General features: G+C 46.9%; 17 protein-coding genes and 3 tRNA genes. 7 read left to right on the plus strand and 13 right to left on the minus strand.

Annotated features, from left to right (window positions below):
* Positions 1-38: 38 nt before the first annotated feature.
* The 3 genes from dcuC to A4V09_RS12030 all read right to left on the minus strand — a co-directional run bounded on the left by dcuC (position 39) and on the right by A4V09_RS12030 (position 4,263).
* The gene (gene dcuC, locus A4V09_RS12020) at positions 39-1,415 is read right to left on the minus strand and encodes a C4-dicarboxylate transporter DcuC (RefSeq protein ID WP_065542564.1); all 1,377 of its coding nucleotides are present in this window, start codon (positions 1,413-1,415) and stop codon (positions 39-41) included.
* Positions 1,416-1,436: 21 nt separating this feature from the next.
* Complete coding sequence (locus A4V09_RS12025) at positions 1,437-2,528, minus strand: uroporphyrinogen decarboxylase/cobalamine-independent methonine synthase family protein (protein WP_065542565.1); 1,092 nt, start codon at positions 2,526-2,528, stop codon at positions 1,437-1,439.
* A gap of 178 nt (positions 2,529-2,706) precedes the next feature.
* On the minus strand, positions 2,707-4,263 hold the full coding sequence (locus A4V09_RS12030; RefSeq protein WP_065542566.1) for a PucR family transcriptional regulator: 1,557 nt from the start codon (positions 4,261-4,263) through the stop codon (positions 2,707-2,709).
* Between the two features lie 288 nt (positions 4,264-4,551).
* On the opposite strand from A4V09_RS12030, the gene A4V09_RS12035 reads away from it, so the two are divergent.
* From A4V09_RS12035 to A4V09_RS12050, 4 genes are all read left to right on the plus strand, one after another.
* On the plus strand, positions 4,552-5,970 hold the full coding sequence (locus A4V09_RS12035; RefSeq protein WP_065542567.1) for an MFS transporter: 1,419 nt from the start codon (positions 4,552-4,554) through the stop codon (positions 5,968-5,970).
* A gap of 17 nt (positions 5,971-5,987) precedes the next feature.
* A complete protein-coding gene (locus A4V09_RS12040; RefSeq protein WP_065542568.1) occupies positions 5,988-7,049 on the plus strand; it encodes a uroporphyrinogen decarboxylase family protein in 1,062 nt (353 codons plus the stop codon).
* Positions 7,043-8,041: a uroporphyrinogen decarboxylase family protein gene (locus A4V09_RS12045; RefSeq protein ID WP_065542569.1), complete on the plus strand. Its 999-nt coding sequence runs from the start codon at positions 7,043-7,045 to the stop codon at positions 8,039-8,041. Before A4V09_RS12040 ends, A4V09_RS12045 begins: the two co-directional genes overlap by 7 nt.
* Before the next feature lie 133 nt (positions 8,042-8,174).
* A complete protein-coding gene (locus A4V09_RS12050) occupies positions 8,175-9,752 on the plus strand; it encodes a PucR family transcriptional regulator (RefSeq protein WP_065542570.1) in 1,578 nt (525 codons plus the stop codon).
* Positions 9,753-9,813: 61 nt separating this feature from the next.
* On the opposite strand, the gene A4V09_RS12055 is transcribed toward A4V09_RS12050, so the two are convergent.
* On the minus strand, positions 9,814-11,187 hold the full coding sequence (locus A4V09_RS12055; protein WP_065542571.1) for an MATE family efflux transporter: 1,374 nt from the start codon (positions 11,185-11,187) through the stop codon (positions 9,814-9,816).
* Positions 11,188-11,430: 243 nt separating this feature from the next.
* Positions 11,431-12,270, minus strand: a complete 840-nt coding sequence (locus tag A4V09_RS12060) for a PHP domain-containing protein (RefSeq protein ID WP_065542572.1) — start codon at positions 12,268-12,270, stop codon at positions 11,431-11,433.
* 267 nt (positions 12,271-12,537) lie between these two features.
* Between A4V09_RS12060 and A4V09_RS12065 the strand changes: the two genes are divergently transcribed.
* From A4V09_RS12065 to A4V09_RS12075, 3 genes are all read left to right on the plus strand, one after another.
* Positions 12,538-12,609: transfer RNA gene (locus tag A4V09_RS12065), tRNA-Glu, on the plus strand.
* 49 nt (positions 12,610-12,658) lie between these two features.
* Positions 12,659-12,730, plus strand: a tRNA-Glu gene (locus A4V09_RS12070).
* A gap of 47 nt (positions 12,731-12,777) precedes the next feature.
* Positions 12,778-12,849, plus strand: a tRNA-Glu gene (locus A4V09_RS12075).
* Between the two features lie 268 nt (positions 12,850-13,117).
* On the opposite strand, the gene A4V09_RS12080 is transcribed toward A4V09_RS12075, so the two are convergent.
* The 8 genes from A4V09_RS12080 to A4V09_RS12115 all read right to left on the minus strand — a co-directional run bounded on the left by A4V09_RS12080 (position 13,118) and on the right by A4V09_RS12115 (position 24,464).
* Entirely contained in the window at positions 13,118-15,253 is a 2,136-nt protein-coding gene (locus tag A4V09_RS12080; RefSeq protein ID WP_065542573.1) for an RNA degradosome polyphosphate kinase, read from the minus strand.
* An 11-nt stretch (positions 15,254-15,264) separates the two neighbouring features.
* Positions 15,265-16,809: a Ppx/GppA phosphatase family protein gene (locus A4V09_RS12085; protein WP_065542574.1), complete on the minus strand. Its 1,545-nt coding sequence runs from the start codon at positions 16,807-16,809 to the stop codon at positions 15,265-15,267.
* Between the two features lie 24 nt (positions 16,810-16,833).
* Positions 16,834-17,568 (minus strand): response regulator transcription factor, encoded by a 735-nt coding sequence (locus A4V09_RS12090; RefSeq protein ID WP_065542575.1) that lies wholly within the window; start codon positions 17,566-17,568, stop codon positions 16,834-16,836.
* Positions 17,569-17,757: 189 nt separating this feature from the next.
* Positions 17,758-18,615, minus strand: a complete 858-nt coding sequence (locus A4V09_RS12095) for a carbohydrate ABC transporter permease (protein WP_065542576.1) — start codon at positions 18,613-18,615, stop codon at positions 17,758-17,760.
* A gap of 15 nt (positions 18,616-18,630) precedes the next feature.
* On the minus strand, positions 18,631-19,524 hold the full coding sequence (locus A4V09_RS12100; protein ID WP_065542577.1) for a carbohydrate ABC transporter permease: 894 nt from the start codon (positions 19,522-19,524) through the stop codon (positions 18,631-18,633).
* 156 nt (positions 19,525-19,680) lie between these two features.
* The gene (locus A4V09_RS12105) at positions 19,681-21,033 is read right to left on the minus strand and encodes an ABC transporter substrate-binding protein (protein ID WP_065542578.1); all 1,353 of its coding nucleotides are present in this window, start codon (positions 21,031-21,033) and stop codon (positions 19,681-19,683) included.
* A gap of 109 nt (positions 21,034-21,142) precedes the next feature.
* Positions 21,143-22,891: a sensor histidine kinase gene (locus tag A4V09_RS12110; RefSeq protein ID WP_065542579.1), complete on the minus strand. Its 1,749-nt coding sequence runs from the start codon at positions 22,889-22,891 to the stop codon at positions 21,143-21,145.
* Between the two features lie 139 nt (positions 22,892-23,030).
* A complete protein-coding gene (locus A4V09_RS12115) occupies positions 23,031-24,464 on the minus strand; it encodes a phosphoglucomutase/phosphomannomutase family protein (RefSeq protein WP_065542580.1) in 1,434 nt (477 codons plus the stop codon).
* Positions 24,465-24,513 lie beyond the last annotated feature (49 nt).

The following is a 24,513-nucleotide window of genomic DNA, read 5'->3' on the forward strand; positions in this document are numbered from 1 at the left end:
ACACTTTACCTCCCAAATTCCAGTTCTGCAGTGTTTCATTACGGAATCAAAATGCAGACAATGATTTCAGTGAGCAGACAGGCTAATGCAGGGATGATCGTCCTTTTGATGATCGTAGTGATCGGCACGTTACAGCCGCCGCTGACGATCATGGTAGTAGGTGCGATCGGATTGACAGCACTTGCCAGACTTCCTCCGAAGATCAGAATGCGTACCATATTGACCAGTTCACCCTCTGAAGCCGCAAAAGCTGCATACAGAGAGGAAAACAAAGGAAGCGTTCCGCTGATAGAACTTCCGATGCCAATCAGAATAAAAGCTGCCGCCGCACCGATAACAGCAATGGTGATCGTTCCCCCTCCTGCACTTGCAAAGGCACCGGCCAGTATTTTCAGCCCCCCTACCTGATTCAGTGCGGCAGAGAATACATTGATACCGATAAGGATTGATACTACACTGACAAAAGCTTTGCCCATCCCCTCAAAAAGAGCTTTGGAGTCATCAAAAGTCTGACGGATATTGTGTTTCCGAATGATCTCGATTACCATAACCAGCAGGAAGGACATAAAGTTGGCGGCTACTACTGAGATTGTAATGTATTTTTGTACTATAGGGCTGAAGATAATGACCAGCAAAACAGGAAGTACCGGAAAAATTGCATAGAATTTGGGGATTCCCAGTTCTTTTACATCCTTTAATTCCGGAAGTTCCGAACGGCTTACCAACACACCTTCTTTTTTATCAAAATATTTATTTACAAGGATAAATACAATGGTCCCCACTATGATCATACAGATTACAGGCAGTATTTCTTTTGTTACAAAATAAACAGGAATTGAGATATTTTCAAGCCCTGCGCCATTGAATGCGGTCAGAGCCAGTGTATTGGATGGTCCCCACACAATGGCCGTCGCAACCATCAGAAGGGCTGCCGAAGTCTCTTTGCTGATCCCCACCGCGATCAGAACCGGAAATACCGTGGCGATCAAAAGAGAAACCTCACTTGAGCTTGAAGGTATCGCAAGCTTAACGATCACAACCAATACAAAGGTCGCAAAAATCAGTATTTCAGAATGTTTTATTTTACGAAGAGGTCCTGCCACTACAATACTGAATAGTTCTGCGGCCTTTATATGCGTCATATAGCCTACATATCCCATAACTACCATAATAACAAGACCGGTAGAACCAAGGGACGTTGTAATGGCATTTGCCATCACTTCAAATACGTCCACAAGGGCATTGCCTGAACCTCCCTCAGCGATTGCGCTCTGTCCGGTCACCAAAGTTGTTACCAGCAGAACCACAAAACCAATGCCTAGAAAAGCAGTAGCCGTATAATATTTTCTGGCCACGATCACCAATATCATGACAATCATTACTAATGTTACAAAAATGCGGATCGCTTCACCCATATCCACCCCTCCTAAATCGTCTTAGTTGTTTTCATATATAAGGCGGGAAGCCTTATAAAGTTCTTCTGCGTATGTTCTTTGCAGATATGGTCCAAAGTAACGGTTGATAATACATATCTTATTAGGGTCACAACAAAACTTTTGAACAAATGCATCTGCTTTTTGACGGATAGTTTCTTCGGAATCTTTCTCCGGATCATAAATATCCGGTGTTACCCCCAGGATGATTTTATCTCCATATTTTTCAAAGAGTTTCTGTGTGTCATTAATATTGCTCATAGGCCCCCAGATATCCCATCCCGCAGCAATATAGTTTTCTATCTGCATCTCATTACACCCACAGCTGTGCAGTTCCGCCACTTTTCCTTTGGAATGGATATGGTCTGTTACTTTTTTCATATATGGTACAAGCAGATTCCTGCCTGTTTCAAAAGAAAAAAACGGCGCTCTCTGTGTTCCCCAGTCATCATGAACCATAAACCCATCAATATCGTATGCCTCACAACATTTATCCACGATTCTGCAATACAGATCAGAAAGTCTGTCAAATAGGCCCTTTAAAGCATCCTGTTGTTCCTCGTCAACCAGCGCCATTGCAGCTGCCTCAAACCCCATGAAAGAAATCAGACGTTCAAAACCAAAACCATTTAGAAATGTTATGTACCTGAACTGGCTGTTTTTCAAAAATTCTTCGTTTAATTTTTTACTCCCCTCCCAATCCCAGGAATCTATATCCGGCCATTTTACAGATGATCCCCAGTCATTGGCGTCTTCAAACAAATGTGGGCAGCCCGGCTTTTCCATAGATCCTTCAGCCACAGGAACATAGATCCACTCTATGCCAAACATGTCTGTTCCGCCCTTTTCTTCCTCTGTAATACGGCATCCGCCGTCATTGACACAGCCTCTTGCACGATTGTCAGGAATTACATCCGGATAAAAACTGAAGGCCTCCACACCGGTGCACAACCAGACCGGTTTTTTATCAATGGCCATACGTCTCCAGGCCTCTCTCATGGTGACGGGATAATGAAATACAGGAACGCTGGCATCGCGGAATGCTTTTGAGATTTCCACTATAGCAAGTTCATTTGTACTAAAAGGAATCGCCATATCTTTACCTCCACATACTAAAATTTTATAAAAGAATTATATCTTTGACAGGAGGATATGTAAATCCGCCGATTTTTTAAAATACTCCTTAAATTTCCGCAAAATGCGGAAGGAAAGGAAGCAAAAAAATAAAGGGTAACAGGAAAAAAAACTGTTACTCTTTATTTTTTCGGCTTATTTATGTAATATAACCCAGCAGGCGCATGGAAATTTCTATAAAAAGCCTGGTATCAGGGTCTTCCAGATTGATCCCCGTTAGTTTTTGAATGCGTTCCAGCCGGTACATCAACGTACTTCGATGTATATATAATTCATTGGCGGTAGGGGTCTGATTGCAGCCATGCTTCAAATAACAGGTAAGTGTTTCGATATATTCGGTCCCTTTCTCATGGTCAATTTGATCCAGGGCCATGATGGAATCCGAACATATGGAACGAATACTGAACTCTTCTGTAAAATGACCTATAATATAATCCAGCACATATTCAGAAAAGCAGAAAAAATTCCCCATACTATTTCTCTGTAAACTCAACAAAATCGCTTTTTCTGCCTGCCTGCTGTACTCCCTAATCTCCGTAAAATCATGAAAGTGATTACTGCATCCAATGATCAGGTCCATCTCTCTGCATAGGCTGTCTAATTTCATTGCAAGCTCATTACGGGTATATTGAGATAAAGAAAGATTACAGATGGAAAAGGCTCCGTTTTCTACTGATATAGACAGGGCATCTTTTAATATTATATTCACAGAACTGCAGATTTTCTGGTGTCTGAGAATCTCTTTGCTGTCCTTTTGTATTTCTAACTTTAAACAGATATATTCATTTGTAAGCTTCCAGCCCAGCATTTCCAGACGTTTTACTAAATATGGTTGTTCTACAGGCTCGCCTTTGATCAGTTTGATAATAATTTTCTCAAAAGAGGTTACATCATTTCGTTTAAAAAGATTTCGGTCAAACGCCATTCGCAGGAATGTGGCAAAATAATTGACCATAAGGAAATCACCCGGTTTAATGGAACGGTTAAGTTCATGGAGCAAAAAACGCCCGCAATAAATATCATTGCTTGTCCAGATATTTGCATAAAGCATGCGATGCGTTCCGTATATGGGTTCCCATATATTTGCCCCTCTTGTGGAAAGTGTTTGTATGTATTCGGGACTATTCTGCAGCTTTTCTATCTTTTCCTGAGAAAAGAATATGTTACCCGAATTTTCATCCACCTGAATATTTCCCATGCCCACAACCCATGTAGGCATAGCAAGAACATGAAACGTATTATCATGGATATAGAGTGGATTTTGAAAAAAATCCATAGCGGAAACGCATAATTCATGCAGCCCTCCGCCGCTGTTTAGAATATCCTCCAGCTTCTGGGACCATGATGCATAGCGGATAAAAATTTCCTGTATATAATTAAAGATGCTTTCCCAGCATCCCGATTCGTCTATTTCGATCACAGAGCACAATATTGAATCCACGTCCTCTTTTGATTTTCCGACCATGATCCGGCTTATACCGTTTTCTGTAATTGGGTATTGGTCGAATATCTCCCCTTTTGCCACATAGACCAATTGGGGAGACAATTCCTTCTGCCCATAATATATACCGGCGCCGGTTAGCCGCTGTTCATCATGCCATCTGCGAAAGAAGGTAATATTATAATCATCCTCCAGATTATCCACAAGGATCTGCATATTTAACAGGAGCTTGGTATCATAATTATATATCTGCATAGTTTTTCCTCAGTATTATAAAGTACAAAGTGCAGGACTGCTGCCATTATCATTATATACAGGTATTTTTTTGTTTGTAAAGCCCCAAAAAACTTTCGTCATTTTGATCACCCCATATGCTACAAAAAGTAGGAATCTATTTTCCGCAAATGGAACCCTGTGCGGATTTACGCAAACCGTGACCTGTTATATACTTGTTTTATGAATTTATTACAGCATACCGGTATCTGAACAAAAAGTAGGAATGGGCAAGTGCGCACGATGTCCAAAACGAAGGGAGAGATTCAGATGAGTAGTAAAACCAATCCTGACACTGAAAAACCCGGCAAAAAGGGACTGAGCAAGGCGCTGAAGCTGTTCTACGGCGTGGGTGACTGCGGCTTTACCCTGATGACCAATGTGGAGAGTTATTATTTTAACTTTTTCCTCACCAATCTGGCGCAATTCGGACTTGCCACCGTCTCCTTTATAACCACCACCGCGAGCATCATTGATGCCCTCCTGTCCTGGATATACGGAGCCATCTTAAACAGCATCAAACCGAAAAAATGGGGCCGTTACCGTTCCTGGCTGATCCTTCTGCCGTGGCTGGTACCTTTTCTCTACGCGTTCCAGTTTTTAAAGATCGGTGACGGGCCTCTTTCCATAGCGATCATTATCATAGCTGCCGTTGTCAGCCATATTGTATGGAACTTCCCCTATGTAGCCAATGTATCCATGATCGCCGTAGCCGGAAAAACACCGGACGACAGGGCACATCTGGCTTCCACCAGAGCTGCATGGGCCAACTTTTCAAAGGTTATCTTCTCCTATGTGGGACCGCCTCTGGCAGCTCTCTTTGCAGGCATGATCGGAGAGAAAAGCCAGTACGGAGCAACTGCTTTTGTACTGGGCTGTATCATGGCAGTGCTCTATTTCACACACTTTAAAATGTTTGACGGCTACGAAGAAACAGAAGCCGCCGCAAGCAGCACCACAGCAAAAAAAGACACTACAAAAACAGGAGGCATGGATCTGGTCAAAGCTCTTTTACAGAACCCGCCCCTCCTCTCTTTACTGCTTGCAGACCTGGCCAAATGGATGTTTAACTTTGTATGCTCCGGTGTCGCCATCTACTATTTTACATATGTGGCACAAGATTCCGGTCTGCTGGCAAGGTACATCCTGATCTCCAATATCCTGTGTGTCATTGGCTCCTACCTGGCAAAAAATATGGCGAAAAAGATTTCCACCAGATCGACTACCATTGTCACCTTTTTCGCTATGGCGGTCATCCTGATCGCAGCCAACTTTACCTATGCCAACGTAACCCTGGTCATTATCCTTATGTCTGTGGCACAGTTCGGATACGGCATTGCATACGCATGTACCCCTGCCCTCTATGCAGATACCATCATCTACTCTGAGTGGAAAACAGGGAAAAACGCCACCGGATGGATCAGCGGCCTTCAAAATGTACCTCTGAAGGTGGGCGTCATGACAAGAGGTATTATCATCTCCGCCTGCCTTGCCTTCGCTGCCTTTGACCCGAGTATTGACGCTGCAATGGCATCCGTAGAGCTGAAAAAGGGAATCTGCATGGCATTTATGATCATACCGGCACTGGCTCTCATCGTGGCCGCTGTACTTCTTCTCTTCGGCTTTTGCCTGACAAAAGAGAAAGTAGAACAGTATTCCGCAGAGATCGCCGCAAGAAATAACAATTGACAGGAGGGAATCAGGAAATGAAATTTGATGAAAAAGAACTGGAGATCATAGGTGAATACAACATGCCCGGAATTTACGGTGCACCGGACAGTATTGTACCTAAATACAACCGTCCCATCACCCCAAAAGAAAATATGCTCCGCATGCTGGACGGTAGAATGCCCCTTTGGGTCCCCAACCAGACCCTTGACAACAATGCCATTCAGCCCCTGGTCATGCCTGATGCAAAGGCCCGCAATTTCGGCGGTACGGACTGGTTTGGTATTGAATGGGAATATGAGCCTAACACAAAGGCTGCCATGGTAAAGCCAGGCACCCGCAGACTGTCTGATATTACAAAATGGCGGGAAGAACTGGAATTTCCCGATTTATCCGCCATAGACTGGAAGAAAGACTTTGAAGAAAACTACAAAGGACGGATTGCCGAAGACCGCTTTTCCTACTTTGTCATTGTAAACGGATTTTTTGAAAGAACGGCTGATCTTATCAGCTTTGAGGATGCCTTCTGCGCCCTCCTTGAGGAGCCTGACGAGCTTACGGCATTTTACGACAAACTGGCGGACTGGCATATAGAACTGATCAAGATCGCACATGAGGTTTATCACGCGGATATGATCCTCTTCCACGATGACATGGGCACCCAGATCAGCACCTTTTTCTCACCCTCCACCTATGAGGAGCTGTTTGTCCCCCAGTACAAAAAAGTCACCAAAGCAGCCCACGATATGGGAATGCACATCTGCCTCCACTCCTGCGGGTGCATTAAAACACTGATGCCTCTCATGATCGAGGCGGGATTTGATGCCTGGGAGGGACAGGACAGTGCCAATGACAAAGCAGCTATCATGAAGGAATACGGAAAAGACCTGGCACAGTGCACTCTGTATATCATCCCCGCAGACATGAGCGACGAGGACGCGGTTGCGGATATACACAAAAAAGTAGATGAACTGGCTATGACAGGCCGCTTTGCCTGCCGCTTAAAAGATGAAAAGCCTGACCGTGCAGTAAATCTGGCCGACGAACTGTACCGTTACAGCAGAATAAAATATGCAGAATTGGAGGAATCAAAATGCTGACACCCAAAGAAAACTTTCTGGAAACTTTAAAAAAGGACGGAAAACCGGACCGTCTGGTCAACCAGTACCAGCCCTTTGTACCGATCATGAATGACCCCTTACAGAAATTCACCAGAGGAAACCGGGTAAGAGGCAAAACTTCCGTGGATAAGTGGGGAACTGAGATCCTCTTCCCCGAGGACGCCCCCGGCCCCATGCCGCACGTTACGGAATCCAACAAAGTATGCCCGGATGTGACCGAATGGCAGAAATCCGTAAAGGTACCTGATCTGGCTGCCAACTGCAGCGACGGATGGGAGGACGCCCTTCAATCGGCGGCCCAGGTAGACCGCAGTGAAAAACTGGTGCTTGGCTTCATGGGAACCGGAATCTTTGAGCAGAGCCATTTTCTCATGGGCTTTGAGGATGCCCTTATGAACCTGCTGCTGGAACCGGAATCCATGAAGGAGCTGGTGGATGCCATTGCAGAGTACCGTTTCCGGTATGCCAAACTGCTTGTTGATAATCTGCACCCGGATATCATCCTCTCACATGATGACTGGGGCTCCAAAACCAGCCTGTTCATGCAGCCTGACATCTGGAGAGAATTTTTCAAAGAGCATTACCGCCGTATCTACGGATATATGCACGACCACGGCGTTTTAGTCATGCACCATGCAGACTCGTTCCTGGAACCCATCGTTGAGGACATGGCAGAGATCGGTGTGGATGTATGGCAGGGAGTTCTGCCGGAAAATGATATTTTAAAACTGCAGAAACAGCTTGACGGCCGTATGATTCTCATGGGCGGTATTGATGCCACCATAGACCGGGAGGATGCCACGGAAGAAGAGATCCGGGCGGACGTGCGCAGAGCCTGCAGCACCTACGGCCCGGGCGGTCATTTCATCCCCTGTATGACTTACGGCCTTGCAGGTACTATTTATCCCCGAACAGACGAGATCATAGCCGACGAGATCGAAGCCTACAACAGAGAGAACAGTGCTGTCTGACCGGCGGACGGCGAAGCGGAAACGGGAAAAGACTTCCCGTTTCCGCTTATTTCTATACGTTTCAAAGACTTTACGCCATTCATCCGTAAATGGTATACTGTAGACAGCGAAAAGCCGAAAGGAGAATCCATTCTTGACAGAATTATCTTTAAACCGGGAAGAGAAAAGCCGTCTGTTCCGGCTGAACATGCAGATATTAGCGGACGCCTTTACCGCACATTACCAAACTATCACTTTCTATGCCCAAAACGACCGCCCCTGTCTGGAAGGCATCCGCCTCTATAAAAGGGGAAAGAGCCTGAATCCCCGGTATGTCTATCTTCTGCAGAGCAGGGATGTGGATAACACCTTCCCGGAATATAAAAACATCGGCTTTATTTGTGTGGGACATACGGATATCACCTGTTTCCACCAAAGCTGTCCCGTCATTGAGCTGAAGAACAGCCCGGATTTCCTGGATGCCTTTGAGATGGTGCAGGAAACCTTTGCAAAATACAGGCAGTGGGACACACACCTGCAGTATGCCCTGAACAGCGAGCATCCTCTGGATGAAATGCTTCTGGCAAGCCTTGATATTTTCGGCAATCCCATGTTTATCCACAACACTGATTTTTACATACTTTCCTGCCCAAGATATGTGCAGGGCATGACTGTCTGGGAACGGGATTCCAGAACAGGGCACAACATGGTGCCTTTAAGCCTGATCCATGACTTTAAGGCAGACACCGAATATTTGGACACGCTCAGTAAAAAAGCGCCTGACCTGTTCTCTGCTGAACAGCGGGGTTACCGGATCCTCTACGTCAATCTCTGGAACGGCAGCCGCTATGAAGGCCGCATCTGCGTGGATGAAATACAGAGTGAATTGCAGAAGGGCAATTATCTGGCCCTGGAATATCTCGGACACTTTATAGAACTGGCTATCAAACACAAAAGTCTCTTTTCCCTGAGCATGGGCAATGACATGGACCGTTTTTTCAATGAATATCTGGACGGCACCATCGGGGACAACCAGCGCATTCTCAATTATCTTTATTTCCTGCACTGGAAGCAGAACGACCGGTATCTCTGCCTGCGTCTGGAGACAGAGCAGAGAGATATCAATATGCTGTCCGCGGCTGCCACACTGGGGCATATAGAAACCCAGATCCCCTCCGGCCATGCTTTCCTTTACAGGCATAGTATAGCTGTGGTCGTCAACCTGTCTTACGGGCACAGTTCCGCCTCCGAAGTGATCAGCAGCCTGGCCATCCTCATGCGGGAAGGCCTTCTGAAAATGGGAGCCAGCTCGGAGATCCATGATTTTATGCTGGTTCCCCAGGGATATATCCAGGCCAGCGCAGCACTGGACCTGGGGCGAAAAAGTGACAGCATGACCTGGTGCTACCGATTTGATGACTATCTGCTGGAATATCTTCTGAAAAAAGGCAGGCAAGAGATCCCGCCCCAGCTCCTCTGTTCCGAAAAGCTGCTCCTTCTGAAAAAATACGATGATAAAAACAAGACCGATCTATACCACACCGTAAAAGTCTATCTGGAACTGGAACGCAATATCCTCCAGACCGCAAATGAGCTGTACATCCACCGCAGCACCCTCTTCTACCGTCTGGACCGTATCCGCAAAATAGCGGGTATTGATTTCGAGGACAGCAGAGAGCGCCTGATCTTAAGACTTTCCTTCTACATCCTGGAACAAAAACTGGAAACCTGACCCACTAAAAAAGGAACAGAAAACGATCCACCACAAACCGTTTCTGTTCCTTTTTTATGATTTATCTCTTATTTTTGCCAAGGGACGCAATCTTCTCCCTGTAAATCTTTCTGTAAAAATAAGCACTCAGCACCACAGATGCGATCTCCGCGATGGGAATAGACCACCATACGGCTGACAATCCACCCACCTTTGCCAGAATGGCTGCTGCCGGAAGAATGATCAGAAGCTGTCTGGTGGCAGAGATGATCAAACTGTACACACCGTTACCCAAAGCCTGGAACACAGAGCCTACGATGATACAAAACCCTGCAAACAGGAAACTGAGACAGATGATCCTAAGAGCAGGAACACCGATCGCCAGCATATCCTTCGATGCATTGAACATACCCAGAAGCTGTGCCGGAAAGATCATAAACAGGGCAAGCCCCAGAAACATAATAACAACCGCAGAAATAATACTGATATGGATCGTCTGGGTGATCCTCTTTTTATCCCCTGCCCCATAGTTAAAGGCAACAATAGGCACCATACCATTATTCAGTCCGAAGACAGGCATAAAAATAAAACTGTTAAGCTTGAAATACACACCAAATACCGCTGTAGCCGTGGATGTAAACTGGATCAGGATCTTGTTCATTCCAAATGTCATGACCGATCCAATGGCCTGCATGATAATAGAAGGCACACCAACCGAATAGATCACTTTGATGATCCGGCCTGACGGCCTGAAATGCCGCATACCGATATGGATATCCTTATTAAACTTAATATTAAAAAACATTGCCAGAAACATTCCGCAGAACTGTCCCAGAACCGTAGCCGCAGCCGCTCCCGCAACTCCCATCTTAGGAAATCCGAAAAGGCCGAAGATCATAATAGGGTCAAATATAATATTGACAACAGCACCCAGCCCCTGGGAGATCATGGTGTAAAAAGTACGTCCTGTAGACTGCAGCAGCCTCTCAAACATTACCTGCATATACACGGCAATACAGAGCGCTGAAATGATCGTCATATACTGGATCCCGTATTCCCTGATCTGCACATCAGCAGTCTGCATATGGAAAAAAGGTTTTGCCAGCAGTACACCCAGCACCGCAAAGACAACACAGCTCACAAATGCCAGAAAAATACCATTTTTCGCTGATTCATCCGCCATCCTGCCGTCCCGCTCACCGAGACTCCTGGACAACACTGCATTTACACCCACTCCGGTACCCACAGCTATAGAGATCATAAGGCTCTGCACCGGAAAAACCAGGGAGACGGCTGTCAGCGCATTCTCATTGATCTGTGCCACGAAAATACTATCCACTACATTATACAATGCCTGTACCAGCATAGACAAAATCATAGGCAGCGACATCTGAAACAAAAGCTTCGGAACCGGTACGACCCCCATTTTATTTTCTTGTACGTTAGTTTGTGTCATATAAGACTTCCTTTCCTTCGTGTTTTTATCCCATCATGGAACTTCTTATGCCAAAATAATAGAAACCACGCTCCGCCAGTTCACTGCAGGCTTTCTATCATCATAACAAAGAGTCTGCCGAAGCAGACTCACATTTCACTTTTACTTTATATAGTGTAAAGGAATTAAAAAATATTGTCAATCCATTATTCTGTCTTTTTCTGCGTCTCTCATTCCAACAATCTGTAGAACACGATCCCACACTTACTTTTCCTTCAGCCTTTCCCATACCGAATAAGGAATCTTCAAATTTCCCCAGCCGCATCCTAAATCTATATTCGGCTTATTGGCCCCATGAAAATCACTGCCGCCGGAAAGCCCCAGGGAAAGACGCTTCGCCAGCCTTATCACAGCCCCCTCCTCAGCCGGGCGGTAAGTAGAATAAAAGGCCTCCAATCCGTCAAGCCCTGCCTTCTTCATCTCCGCCGTCATCTTCTCCAGATTCCCATCCGAAAGCCTGCACAAGACCGGGTGGGCAAAGACAGCCTTTCCGCCGCCCTCATGGATAAGCTGAATCCCCTGAAACGGCGTAACCTTTTCCCTGGGCACATAACAGGAAGCATGATCCCCCAGAAACCTGTCAAAAGCCTCCTTGATAGAGCTGACATATCCTCTTTCCAAAAGAAACCGTGCAAAATGCGCCCTGGTCCAAACACTCTCCGGAAACTCCTCCATCATCCTTTCATAGGTAACCTCCATCCCAAGTTCCCTCAAACGTTCCATCATCATCAAATTCCGCGAATCCCTGGACTGCTGAAACCGCAGCAATTCCTCCTGGAACCGGGCATTCCTCCAGTCAATCCCCAGCCCGACAATATGAATATCCTTTCCCCACCATGTAGTAGAGATCTCAATCCCCGGAATCACCTCCAAAGTCGTTCCCACTGCCGCCGCCACAGCCTCCTCAATCCCGTCCGTCGTATCATGGTCCGTAAGCGCAACCGCCCGCAGCCCCTTCTCCACCGCATATTCCACAATCTCCCCCGGCGAAAAAGTTCCATCAGAGGCATTAGAATGCACATGCAGATCTATCATATCCTTCATAACCCATTTCTCCTCTCCCATCACTCCCCAACGCCCCTTTCCTTCTCCCTCCCAGTATAGCAAACCTATCCCAAAGATACAATATCCACCCAATCATCCATCACTTCACCTATCATCCTTGATCCAGCTCACCCCCATCCTTTCCCATCTCTTTTTGTCCGCCTTCCTGCCTCAAATATTTTTAACATTTTTGCTAAAAAAAGCTTGCATTTTGTTAAAATGTGTAGTATCATAATCTAGCGTCATGCGAAACAAGAAACACAATACGGTTCGTTGGTCAAGCGGTTAAGACGCCGCCCTCTCACGGCGGAAACAGGGGTTCGATTCCCCTACGAACTGCTCATTCGCTAAGCTATAACTGAAAAGCATCAAAACAAAGCACACATACGGTTCGTTGGTCAAGCGGTTAAGACGCCGCCCTCTCACGGCGGAAACAGGGGTTCGATTCCCCTACGAACTGCTCATTCACTAAGCTATAACTGAAAAGCATCAAAACAAAACACACATGGTTCGTTGGTCAAGCGGTTAAGACGCCGCCCTCTCACGGCGGAAACAGGGGTTCGATTCCCCTACGAACTGCTAAAAAAGATTTCAGTCCAATCACTGAAATCTTTTTTATTACCCAAAACAACAAAAGTTTCGCAGATCCCCGTGGCCATCCTATACAAATGCACCATCCACAAATGTACCGCCCGGCAGCAGAAGCCCTACGGCGCGCAGCCCAACAACAAACCGCCATACGGAAATCCCCGGCTTCCCGTACAGCGGTTCCTATTCCCACAACTCTTAACGCTTCCAGCCTTCCCCTTATTACTCCCCCATCCGGCCTGCGCCCTGACCCGGCCCGCTAATCCTCCGGCGCCTCCGCAGGCACAAACACTCTCTGATCCGCGGCACTCTCCGGCACACTAACCCGTTCCCATGCCTCGAAACAGAAATAATCCTGAGAATTCAAAAGCACCTTCCCTCTTTTATCAATCTTCTCATACCTGCCATCTGCCTGCAGCACATGGGCCTTCACATTATCCGCAAGCTGCATCTCCAGAATATGCTTCACTTCCTCTTTCAGCCGTTCATCCTCCACAGGAAATACGATCTCCACTCTCTTGTCCAGGTTCCTGGGCATCCAGTCTGCGCTTCCCATAAAGACGTCCTCATGCCCGTCACTGTAGAAATAAAATATCCTGCTGTGCTCCAGAAAATTCCCCACAATAGAGCGCACGGTAATATTTTCACTGACTCCCGGTATTCCGGTCTTCAAACAGCAGATTCCCCGCACGATCAGGTCAATCTTCACCCCTGCTGCGCTGGCTGCATACAGGGCCGCAATAATATCCCTGTCACAGAGAGAATTCATCTTCGCCACAATTCTGGCCTTCCGTCCTTTCAGCGCGTATTCCCGCTCCATCCCGATCTGATGCAGGAAACGGTCACGCATCCAGATTGGCGCCACCACCAGCTTATTCCAAGTCCTCGGCTCCGAATAACCGGAGAGCATATTAAATACCGCTGTGGCATCCTCCCCGATTCTGGCGGAACAGGTGAGGATACCGCAGTCTGTATACAGCTTCGCGGTGGAATCATTATAATTTCCAGTTCCCAGATGCACATATCTGCGGATACCATTTTCCTCCCTGCGCACCACCAAGGTGATCTTGCTGTGCGTCTTGAGTCCCAAAAGTCCATAGATCACATGGCACCCTGCCTTCTCAAGCATCTTTGCCCAGACAATATTATTCTCCTCGTCAAAACGGGCTTTCAGCTCCACCAGAACGGTCACCTGCTTGCCGTTCTCCGCAGCCTGGGCCAGCGCCGCGATAATAGGCGAATTGCCGCTCACCCGGTACAACGTCTGCTTGATAGCCAGCACATCCGGGTCCTTGGCTGCCTGCCGCACAAAATCCACCACAGGCTGAAACGTCATAAACGGATGGTGCAGCAGAATATCCCCTCTTCTGATCTGGGTAAAAATATCCTCGTCCGTCATCATAGCCGGTACCGGGGCCGGTGTGTAAGGCTTGTTCCTGTACTCCTCAAACCCGTCCATTCCATACATCTTCATAAGGAAAGTCAGATCCAGCGGCCCATTGATCTGGAAGATATCCTCCTCCTTGATCTCAAACTCCATTTTGAGGATATTCAAAAGCCTTTCATCCATCTTGTCTTCCACTTCCAGCCGGATCACTTCGCCCCACTGGCGCTTTTTCAGCTGTTTCTGGATTTCCTTTAAAAGGTCTGCCGCTTCGTCCTCGTCAATGGTCAGATCCGCATTTCTCATGATCCGGTACGGGCAGGTGCAGGCCACCTGGTTGCTCAGAAACAGCTTGCCAATATTCCGCTCGATCACCTGCTCCAGGAGGATCACCACAGGATTCCCTTTCTTATCCTCAGGCAGCATGACGATCCTGGGCAGCACGGATGGTACCTGGACTGTGGCAAACTCCAGTTCCTCTCTGCCTTTTTTATCCTTTTTGGATATCAGGGCGCCAATATTCAGCGTCTTGTTTCTGATGAGCGGAAAGGGCCTGGCCGAATCCATCGCCATAGGTGTGAGGACCGGATACACACTGTCCTCAAAATAACGGTCCACATATTTCTGCTGTTCCTCCGTCAAATCCTCATGCCTCTCCACCACGTAAAGCCCTACCTTTTTCAGCGCAGGCAGAAGAGAACGGTTGTAAGTATTGTACTGTGCCTCCACCAGTTCCTTTGTCACAACAGACAGCTCTTTTAACTGGTCCTTGGGTGTCATACCGGCAATATCCGGCTTCGTGTATTTTGCATGTACCATATCTTTCAGGGAAGCAACCCGAATCATGAAAAACTCATCCAGATTGGAGGCCGTGATACTTAAAAATTTCAGCCTCTCAAACAGAGGCAGACTTTTGTCCCTGGCCTCAGAGAGGACTCTCTCGTTAAATTTGATCCAGCTCAATTCCCTGTTCCAGTAGTATTCCGGTTTTATATACTCTTTTAAATCCATCCTGATGCCCCCTATCTTCTCTTCTTTCGCCGCAGTCTCGGGCGGATGCTGAATACCTCTTCAAAGAAATCTGCCTTTTCCGTCAGAAGCCCTTCCTCCAGCGTCAGATCTTCCTGTGTGTCAATGGTCAGTATCAGCTCTTTCTCCCTGACTGCAGCCTTGATCTCCTCCACTTTCTGTTTGTGGCTGCGGTCCAGAGCATTGGCAACCCTTAAAATTGCTGTCAGCTTACCGATCAGTATATAAGTGTCACGGTCAATGGCGCTCTTGGAATCCGCCTCCCCGTAATACTTAAAAGGCTCTGAATTAAACCGCACCACACTTGCGATCACCTCCCGCTCCATATGGGACAGGCCGATGATCTCCGTGGACATAATGATCGCATAGGAGCACTCCGCCGCATTACTCATACTGATATATTTCCCGCAGTCATGGAGGATCACTGCGATCTGCAGCAGCAACTTCTCCCTGCTGCCCATGCCGTGCACCTTCTTCATACTGTCAAAAATAATGGTTGCTGCCTGAGCGACCGCCTGGGTATGGTTCTTGTTGCTCATGTACCGCTTTGCTATATTCCTGGCAGATACCAGTATGTCATTTTCAAAATTATGGGTACTTTTGATAAGCTTCTGCTTCTGGGCATGATCATAGGAAACACCGTCATTTAACTGGGTGCCGGGAAGCCATAAAGTCTCTGCTCCCATCTCATCAATGAACACCCTGCAGATGATCAGGGTAGGCACCAGAATAGTGGCAAATTCCAGGGATATCCCCAGTTCCACAGCCGCCTGTTCCGGAGATTTATGGACGATCCCTTCATATACCTGCATAAATGCGTCACGGCTGACAGTCCTGTTCTCCTCCATACTATTCTTTTTCTTCAGGAGCGTCTCCATAAATACATCCCCCAGAAGAATAATATTGTCAATTTTCCGCTCCTTCAGATGCAGCTTTTTAAAACTGAGAATATCATTGTGGATCAGTTCCTCCACCAGATGCTCATAGTACACGGTCTCCTTTTCCACCGGGATCAGCCGTTCCCGGATACGCAGGCTGCCCATCTTAAAGTTCTGGGTAGTCACCAGCGAGTCCTTGTCGAACAGGGAGATCTGTACATTTCCGCCGCCTATCTCAATGATAGCGGTTCCCTTCTGGATGATCTTTGTAAAAGCCGCTTCCTTGGCTGCCAGTGATTTGTAGCCGTAAAATCTCTGCTCTGAATTGCTCAGTATCTCCACATTAATACCTGTTTTCTGGTATACCTGGTCCAGCACGATCCAGACATTTTTCGCCTCCTGCAGCGTACTGGTGGCACAGGCACGGTAGGCATCCACCTGGTATTCCTGCATGATACCGGCAAAATCCCGGAGCACTGCACACAGCTCCTGGGTGGAATCATATCCTATTTTACCTGTTCCGTAGGTATCCCGCCCGATTTCCAACCGGCTTCTGACCTCATCAATCTGACGGATTCCCGCTTTGGGTGAAATTTCGTAGATATCCATGGATACATGATAAGACCCCACATCAATTGCTGCAAATCTTGTAATTGCCATTTTCTCACCTCTTCCGTAAACGGACTATATCTTATTTCTGTACTCGTTGGCTGAAATCCCCTCTATCTTTTTAAAGACCCTGGAAAAATGCGCCATATCTAAAAAGCCCACTTCCTCCGCCACATCTCCGATACGCAGGGAAGGGTCTTTTAACAGCTCTTTGGCCTTCTCGATCCGGATGGAATTGAGGATTTCCGAAAAACTCTTTTCCAGATGTTTATTTAAAAGCTTGCTCAGATGCCACTGGCTCACAAACGTGTTATCTGCAACTTCACTCAGAGAAATCTTTTTATTATAGTTTTCCTGAATATAAGCCAGGGCATTCTTCACAATGAAACTACCTGCAGTATTTTCAGACTCATCCTCCTCGCCGGTTATGTTTCGTTTTTTCAGGTTTTCCGCCATAACCTGCACAGCTTCCTCTATCTCGCCCATATTGGACGGCTTTAACAGGAAGCGCGTCACGCCCAGGCGGATAGCCTGCTGCGCATAGTCGAAATCCCGGTAACCTGTCAGAATAGATATCTGCATCTCCGGAAATTCCACCCTGAGGGCAGCGATCATCTTCAATCCGTCCATGCCGGGCATGGAGATATCGGAAATAACCATATTGGGATGCTCTTTTCTCATAACCTCCAGCCCTTCCTGTCCGTTGCCTGCTGTCGCTGCAATCCTGCAGCCGTATTTGTCCCATGGCACCACTTTGGAAAGCCCTTCCGCGATAATTGGCTCATCATCTACTATTACTACTTTATACATATGTACCCCCCTGGTTCCTCTTATAGTTTATCACAAATATTCTATTCTTCTTTCAAATATACATTAAATTTGTGTAAAATAAATACTACTTTCTATTATTATAAAACATTAGCGAAAAAAAGGAAAGTATCTGGCGTCTTTTCCACCAAATACTTTCCTTCTGTCTTTCTTTATTTTTATTTCAGGCACTCAGCCCTTCACAGCTCCCGCTGTCATACCTTTGATAATGTATTTCTGCAGACATACATACACAACCAGAAGCGGTACGATGATCAGTGTCACCACTGCTGCCATGAGGCCGTAGTCTGTACCTTCCCTGGAGGAAATCTCCATGAGCAGTCGTGTGATCGCCCACTGGTCTTTGAAACGAAGGAAGAAGGTCTGGGAGAACAGGTCATTATAGCTCCAAAGGAAACTGAAGATACCAACCGTTGCGAAGGATGGTTTTGTCAGGGGTACCACGATCTTGAAAAAAATCTGCATGGGATTGCAGCCTTCCAGGTACGCCGACTCTTCCAGTTCAATGGGAAGACTTCGGATATACCCTGTGAGCACCACCATGGCAAAAGCCAGGTTTCCGGCTATCTGCGGCAGTATGAGCGACAGCATCGATAGGGAAACTTTATCGGTGTTGACGATTCCCCATGAAAACTCCATTCGGAATACCGGGATGATCGTTGCGAATACCGGGAACATCATAGCTGCCACCACCAGAGTGTTTAACAGTTTTTTTGTCTTCAGGTTGTAACGGACCAGTGCGTAGGAGGCCATTCCTGCCAGGAGGATCACCACAACTGCCACGCAGCAGGAAACGATGATACTGTTTTTATATGCGGTGAAGATGTTCAGTCTGTCAAACGCCGTCTTATAGTTCTCCATACTGAACAAATCACCTAACGGAAGTGCAAAGGAGTTTGCAATAATTTTCTTTCTGTCTTTGAATGAGTTTAAGATAACCCACAGGATCGGATATATTGTTGTAAGTGCCCAGAATATCAGGATGAGATATACGACGCACATTCCTGGTGAAAATTTACGCTTTTTCATTTTCATATCTCCCTTCTAATAGTCTTTCTCTTTAAAAATGACATTTACAACCTTGGATAGGATAATGCCGAGGACAACAATGACGATCGCGATTGTGGAACTGTAGTCCGCGTCACTTGCTACAAATGCGTAGTAATACATGTAAGTACCGGTGAGCCACGTCTTGCCGTACGGCATACCGTTGGGGAACATCATCCATGGCAGGTCGAAGACCTTCAGTGCTCCTGTCACAGCCAGCACACAGCAGGTGCAGATAACGTTGTGCAGAAGGGGAACGGAGATGAAGCGTACTCTCTGGAACCGGGTGGCTCCGTCAATGGCTGCTGATTCATACAGCTCATCAGAGATATTGTTAAGTCCTGTCAGCAGTATGATGAAGTAGAATCCCACATACTGCCACGTGACGGGTATCATCATAGTCATAATGGCGTGGGCCTCGTCCTTCCAGTCCGTCAGGTTCGTCTTTCCTAAGAACTCCAGAAGCTGGTTGATCATACCTTTGTCATACAGGAAGATCAGGTTGAACAGAAGTCCTAATGCGGTTGCGGAGATAACAATGGGGAAGAAGTAAACGATTCGGAAGAACTTTGCTCCCCTTTTGATGTTATCTACCAAAAGTGCGATGACAATTGCGATCCCCACCTGCCCTACGATGGTTACAATGATCATGATCAGGGTGTTTTTCAGGGCAATTCTCATGTTCGGGTCTGTAAACAGACGTGTGTAGTTCTTGTAAACCGGGTCATTGAACCCTTTGGCCGGAGTTGCCAGTCCTTTGATTTTCATGAAACTGTTGAAGATGTTCTGGATAAATGGGTAATACAGATACAGGATCAGAAACAGGAATGCAGGCAGCAGGAAAAAAATGGCCGGCTTCTTATTCTTATAAATATTTGATGTGTTATTCATAGATTTCGCCTCCCAGACTTTCAAGCGAACACCTGCGTCCATTTGAAAGTTACTTCACTTGCTTTTCTTTAAGAAGGACCGGAGGAATTTTTTTCCTCTCCGGTCCTTAAAAAATACGGTTTTTACGTTACAAATATAGTATCCGTGATACAGATATTATTCTTCCATTGCATCAATAACCTGCTGGATAGCGTCACTGATCTCCATCTGGCCTTCAACGATCTGCGGCATATTTGTGAAGATAGGAGCCCTCTGATCTTCTGAGCACAGATCCTGGCATGCGCCTGATGTAGCGGTTACGGATTTCAGCATGGTAAGAGCATCTTTCTCAAGGGAATTCAGCTTGCTTTCATCCACCTGCGCACCGTCTTTTAATGCAGTTGTTGCTGTTCCTGCGTAATCGGATACAGTTTCCGTGTTGATGAAGGATTCTACTAAATCCACAGCTGCTTTCTGTTTTTCCGGATCATCCCATGCTTTTTTGGTGATGTACCAGCCTGAGGACAGACCGCTGATGATGTCGGTTGTCTTTCTCTCGTTCTGACCAGGTACAAAGGTAACGGTAAAGTTGTCAATATTGTCAGAGTTATCTCTGATACCGCCCATCTTCCAGGAACCGTCTACATAGAATGCTGCTTTGTCCTGTAAGAATCCCTGGAACGCCTCATCAGCTTCGCAGGTGTTGGTGTTCTCTGTAAAGAAACCTTTTCCGTATACATCTTTGATATCAGCAATTCCTGCTTCCCAGGCTTTGCCCACTTTATCATCCACTTTTTCCGGAACTGCTACGTGTGTTGCCGGTGTGTCATGGTTGAAGATGGAGTATTCAAACCAGTAATGCGGCTCTTTGATCAGAGAAGCTGCGATCGGGGTATAGCCTGCGTCTTTGATCTTCTGGCAGGTTTCCATAAACTGTTCCCATGTGGTGTCCGGGCCTGGAATCTCAACGCCTGCATCTTCACAGACTTTCTTGTTTACATACATGCCCTCCCAGTATCCGTAGAAAGGAACCGCATATTTAACACCGTCAGCCGGAGAAGCCGGAATCAGGTCATCATTCATATTGGATGCATAGTCCGGATATTTTTCACGGATCTCATCAATGGAAACCACTTTGCCTGCCTCAACAAAGGAATTGGAATCATTGCCGTTGAAGTAGAACAAAACATCCGGTTCTGCGCCTGTCTCAAAGTCTGTGATAACACGGGCTTTCATGGCCTCGTCTGCAGATGCGGAGGAGTCGTTTACTTTGTTTCCGGTCTCTTTCTGCCAGTTCTCAATGCTCTCCTGGTATTTATCAACGTTACTCTCTGTTCCTGCAAAGGTTGTGGTAACATTCAATGTGACTTTGCCCTCAGCGCCGCTGTCGTCACTGTCATCTGCTTTGTCTGCGGTATCTTCTTTCTTGGTATCTCCGGAATCTGCTGCCTTGCTGTCACCGCCGCATCCTGTCAGCATAGTTCCTGCCATTGCTCCTGCAAGTAAAACTGCTACAACTTTCTTTTTCATTACTGAATTACCTCCCTGTTCGCTTTGTTTTGCTTTGTTTTTCTTGATAACATTATAATACCGCATATATTGTAAAAAGCGAATAACTGAGACTGTGATTTTTTGCTTTTTATTGTGCTCTTAGACCAACAAAAATGGTCAAGCGGGCACAAATCCGGTCATCTTTTTCCTGGAAAATAGACAGTCCGCAGGGTTCCCCGTACAAAATACCCAGTCTCTGGTTTACATTTGCTATGCCCAGATTGCCTGAGGATTCCTTGCTGGTGTCATAATCAGGCGCAAGCAGCCTGCCCACCTTTGCCCTCTCCTGCTCGTTCATAATGCCGTTGTTCTCCGTCTCCAGGTAGAGGTAGTCCCCCTTTTTATAGCTTCTTAAAACCACTGTGCCGCTGCCGCTTCTTATGACGCCGTGTTCAATGGCATTCTCGATCACAGGCTGCAGGATCAGCCTTGGCACCTTCTCATTCAGGGTTTCTTCCGAAATATCCATCTCCACAGTAAGCTTGCTCCCCAGCCTCTCTTTCATAATATGAAGATAAGCCTCCACATATTGCAGTTCCTCTTTCAGAGGCACCACATGCCGCCGCTTTCTGTCCATAGCCGCATTCATGAGCACAGACAGGGATTCTATCATCTTGGATATCTTCATATTACCGGAGAGGCGGGCCTCCCAGTTGATGATCTCCAGGGTGTTGTTCATAAAATGGGGATTAATATGGGACTGCAGAGCCATGATCCTGGCATCCTTAAGCGCCATCTCCTCCTGATATATATGGTCAAACTGGTATTTGAGCCGGCTTGACATCTGGTTAAAGGATTCTGTCAGATAGACAAATTCCTGGCTGCCTGCCTCAAAGGTGATCTGATACCCCAGATTGCCCTCCTGGATTTCCCTGGCCCCCTCCATGAGCTGTTCTGTGGGCTGAAGGATATGACGGCGCACCATAAATATGAGGAACACCACAAGTGGCACAAGAAGTACCATCATCACGCCCAGAATACGCAGATATGCATACATAGAGTCCATGATCACAGTCTTGGGAATGCGTACCAGGGTATCCAGCCGGTAGCTGTTCTCTTTTACATGATTCCTGATGTACAGATAGCCGCCCTCCCATGTGCTGCCCTGGGGATATTTTTCCGGACGCAGGCCTTCTGTGTTTTCCCGTTCTCCATCCTGGCTGAACTCCAGGCATAATTCATTTAAGTAAATGCTCATATCTAAATCATTCAGAAAATGACGCATACCCTCAAAACAATAGGCAATGTTCAATCGCATGACCAGCACACCCACAGGCTCAAAAGAACGGCTCACAAGATTCCTGATCATGTAAATGCGGCCGTCCCTGTCCAGAAAACCAATACCGGTATCAAGTGTCTCGGCATATTCCTTGACTGCTTCGTGATCATACTCCCAGTATGTGTTAATCTGATGATACCCCCCGCCCGCGCTGGAATTATATACTTCGCCGTTCAGTTTCTCCGGCGCTTCCCTATACCAGAAAATAGTGCTGGAAAAGTTTGTGTCATTGGTATACTTCGTGTTCAGATACCCCCGTACCCTGCCGCTGAGCCAGTAATCCTTGTAATTGTTATTCTTATATGCCTCATAGACAGAGCGCAGTTCCCCCTCGTAGGATGCGTCCCTGGAATCCTCTATGGCCTGGTTCAGCCGCTCCACACTGGTCTGCATGTTAAAGTTCACCTGATCTGTCATATTGTCCACCCGGTCCCCCATCTGGTTGGACAGGATATAATGCACCATCATTCCCACCATGAGCACAAATGGTATCATCCAGCACCCCAAAGCAATGGCAATGACCCTCCACTGGATGGAAAATTTCTTTTTTTCTTTCATTTCCTTTTACCTCTCTCCATACATACTGCGGCTTTTGTGCATTGACCGCTCTCCTGCGCTCATTATATCATGCACCACCCTTTTCCGCAAAAAAACAATAGAAAGTACGCTTCGCGCACTTTCTATCATCATAAATCCATCAGCTTTTCAGTTCCAAAAATTCTTCAAAAAGCTCGCACATGCGGACAGCCTGATATGCCTCAGGCATCTCGCAGAAAATACGAAGAAGAGGCTCTGTGCCGGAGAATCTGGCAATGATCCAGCCGCCGTTCTTAAAGTAGATCTTGCAGCCGTCCATATAGGACACCCGCTCTACCGGCTCATCAATATTGGGAAGAGCCTTATCCACCATAAGGATCCTCTGGATCTCATCCTTCCTTGCAGGCGTAAACTTATAATCTCTCTCCTCCATATAGATGCTTCCGTACTCCTCCTCAATATCCCTTGCGATCCGGGATATCTTCTTTCCGGTCACAGCGATCATCTCTACCAAAAGCATAGCGGCATATACGCCGTCCTTGCCGTTGATATGTCCCTTAACGGTAAGACCGCCTGAGGATTCACCGCCGATGATGGCGTCTGTCTCCTCCATCTTGGAAGATATATATTTGAATCCTACCGGAACTTCATAGCATTTCTGCCCGAAGCTCTCAGCCACACGGTCCAGCATATGGGTGGTTGCCACGTTACGCACCACAGGGCCGCTCCAGCCTTTGTATTTTACAAGATAATAATATAACAGCACTAAAATATCATTGGGATGCAGGAATTTCCCCGTATCGTCAATCACGCCGATCCGGTCGGCATCCCCATCCGTAGCCACACCGATATCACAGCCTCTATCCAGCACATAATTCTGCAGAGAGCGCAGGGTCTGGGCGTTTGGTGCAGGCAGCTTGCCGCCAAACAACGTGTCATGACGCTCGTGTATGATCTCCAGCTCACAGCGGGTGATGGAAAGCAGCGTCTTCAGAGATGTCTGGCTCACACCGTACATGGGGTCAAGAGCCACACGAAGCCCTTTGTTCTTAATGGCCTCCACATCCACTGCCGCGATAATATTGTCCAGATATTCATTGAGAGGATTAAATTCCACAACCTTTCCCTCAGCAACTGCCTGCTCGTAAGGGATCGTGCTGATGGTATTGCCGGCAGCGATCTCCTCCTCCACCTTTGCTATATACGCTTCAATCTCCTCAGTCTGCACCTCATTGGCATCTCTTCCGCCTCTGGTGAAAACCTTGATCCCATTGTAAATGGCCGGATTATGGCTGGCTGTCACCATCATGCCGTAGGGCAGATCATGGGCCATCACATAATACATGATCAGCGGTGTGGGGGAGGATCTGTTGATAAACCAGGCACGGATCCCCTCCGCTGCCAGCACCTCACATGACCACATCACAGCTTCCTTCGCAAGGAAACGCCTGTCATAGCCAATGCAGATATCCTCTTTCTCCACACCCTCTGCCTTCATCTTCATGGCAAGGGCTTTTGTCAGCTTCTGGATATTCTCCTTTGTGAAGCCGTCACCTATAATTGCTCTCCAACCGCCTGTTCCAAATTTGATCATTGCTGTTCTCTCCTTCCTGTACGAACCCAAATGTTACTAAAACGAATCA

Origin of the sequence: Blautia pseudococcoides (genome assembly GCF_001689125.2) — a bacterium.
GTDB classification, from domain to species: domain Bacteria; phylum Bacillota; class Clostridia; order Lachnospirales; family Lachnospiraceae; genus Blautia; species Blautia pseudococcoides.

Bases quoted from the DNA above. Each gene is read 5' to 3' on its own strand.
- A4V09_RS12110 (WP_065542579.1), bottom strand. From the start codon at position 22,891: ATGAAAGAAAAAAAGAAATTTTCCATCCAGTGGAGGGTCATTGCCATT.
- A4V09_RS12040 (WP_065542568.1), top strand. From the start codon at position 5,988: ATGAAATTTGATGAAAAAGAACTGGAGATCATAGGTGAATACAACATG.
- A4V09_RS12095 (WP_065542576.1), bottom strand. From the start codon at position 18,615: ATGAAAAAGCGTAAATTTTCACCAGGAATGTGCGTCGTATATCTCATC.
- A4V09_RS12085 (WP_065542574.1), bottom strand. From the start codon at position 16,809: ATGGCAATTACAAGATTTGCAGCAATTGATGTGGGGTCTTATCATGTA.
- A4V09_RS12080 (WP_065542573.1), bottom strand. From the start codon at position 15,253: ATGGATTTAAAAGAGTATATAAAACCGGAATACTACTGGAACAGGGAA.
- dcuC (WP_065542564.1), bottom strand. From the start codon at position 1,415: ATGGGTGAAGCGATCCGCATTTTTGTAACATTAGTAATGATTGTCATG.
- A4V09_RS12105 (WP_065542578.1), bottom strand. From the start codon at position 21,033: ATGAAAAAGAAAGTTGTAGCAGTTTTACTTGCAGGAGCAATGGCAGGA.
- A4V09_RS12115 (WP_065542580.1), bottom strand. From the start codon at position 24,464: ATGATCAAATTTGGAACAGGCGGTTGGAGAGCAATTATAGGTGACGGC.
- A4V09_RS12090 (WP_065542575.1), bottom strand. From the start codon at position 17,568: ATGTATAAAGTAGTAATAGTAGATGATGAGCCAATTATCGCGGAAGGG.
- A4V09_RS12035 (WP_065542567.1), top strand. From the start codon at position 4,552: ATGAGTAGTAAAACCAATCCTGACACTGAAAAACCCGGCAAAAAGGGA.
- A4V09_RS12025 (WP_065542565.1), bottom strand. From the start codon at position 2,528: ATGGCGATTCCTTTTAGTACAAATGAACTTGCTATAGTGGAAATCTCA.
- A4V09_RS12055 (WP_065542571.1), bottom strand. From the start codon at position 11,187: ATGACACAAACTAACGTACAAGAAAATAAAATGGGGGTCGTACCGGTT.
- A4V09_RS12100 (WP_065542577.1), bottom strand. From the start codon at position 19,524: ATGAATAACACATCAAATATTTATAAGAATAAGAAGCCGGCCATTTTT.
- A4V09_RS12045 (WP_065542569.1), top strand. From the start codon at position 7,043: ATGCTGACACCCAAAGAAAACTTTCTGGAAACTTTAAAAAAGGACGGA.
- A4V09_RS12060 (WP_065542572.1), bottom strand. From the start codon at position 12,270: ATGAAGGATATGATAGATCTGCATGTGCATTCTAATGCCTCTGATGGA.
- A4V09_RS12030 (WP_065542566.1), bottom strand. From the start codon at position 4,263: ATGCAGATATATAATTATGATACCAAGCTCCTGTTAAATATGCAGATC.